We start from the raw sequence: 1,272 nt of genomic DNA on the forward strand, positions 1-1,272 counted from the left end.
AGGGAAGCCATGGTGTAGATGGAATGCGGGTCCAAAACCTGAGACCGCACCTCGTAACCGAATGGTACAACATGAAAACTGCCCTTTTACAGGGTACCTATCAACCGAAGCCCGTCCGTCGTATCGAAATCCCGAAACCAAACGGCGGAGTTCGGCTTTTGGGTATTCCAACCGTTCTAGACCGTTTCATTCAACAAGCCATTGCCCAAATATTGACCAAGATATATGACTCAACCTTTTCRGAGAATAGCTATGGATTTCGCCCTAACAAACAAGGGCACCAGGCGGTTCGAAAGGCAAAGTCCTATATAACCGAAGGTTATACATGGGTAGTGGATATGGATTTGGAGAAGTTCTTCGATAAAGTGAATCATGACAAGCTCATGGGAATGTTAGAGCGGAAAATTGAAGATAAACGAGTTCTTAAACTGATTCGTAAATTCCTTCAAGCAGGCATTATGATAGGCGGACTTTTTCATAAAAGTGAGGAGGGAACTCCGCAAGGAGGTCCGTTAAGTCCTTTATTATCTAATATCATGTTAGACGATTTAGATAAAGAACTAGAGAAACGCAATCTTCGATTCGTAAGGTATGCGGATGACAGTACTATCTTTGTGAAGACACGAAAAGCCGCCAAACGTGCAATGGGAAATATCTCAAGCTTCATTGAAAATAAACTGAAGCTAAAGGTCAACTACGAGAAGTSGAAGTATGATCGCCCTTGGAACAGAACGTTTCTCGGTTTTAGTTTCACGAAGTCAAAGAAGAACCCGAAGGTTCTACTGGCTAAACAAACGGTGAAGAGGGTAAAGAAACGAATCAGGGAAATGACCTCGAGAAAATTACCGATACCCATGGAACTCCGWATAAATAAGTTAAAGCAATACCTTAGAGGTTGGATGGGGTATTTCGCCCTCATTGATACTCCGAACGTATTGAAGAATTTAGATTCATGGATTCGAAGAAGACTCAGAATGTGCCTATGGAAGCAATGGAAATTACCAAGAACGAGGGTGAGGAAACTCAAAGGATTAGGYGTCCCATTTGGAAAAGCATATGAATGGGGAAATAGCAGAAAGGGTTATTGGCGCATAGCGCATAGTCCTATTCTAGACAAAACCCTTAATAATGTTTATTGGCTCCATCATGGGTTAGTAAATCTATATGAACGATATACAAAACTACGTCAGACTTAAACTGAACCGCCGTATACCGAACGGTACGTACGGTGGTGTGAGAGGTCGGAGGCTAGGCGCCTCCTCCTACTCGATT

Annotated in this window: 1 protein-coding gene; it reads left to right on the forward strand. The window is 42.8% G+C overall.

Annotated features, from left to right (window positions below; all coding sequences use genetic code 11):
- The coding region (ltrA, locus tag AC1DVK_RS26930) for a group II intron reverse transcriptase/maturase (protein WP_477627825.1) at positions 1-1,196 on the forward strand (1,196 nt) is incomplete at its 5' end.
- Positions 1,197-1,272 lie beyond the last annotated feature (76 nt).

This window comes from Peribacillus sp. P4_B1, assembly GCF_056402395.1.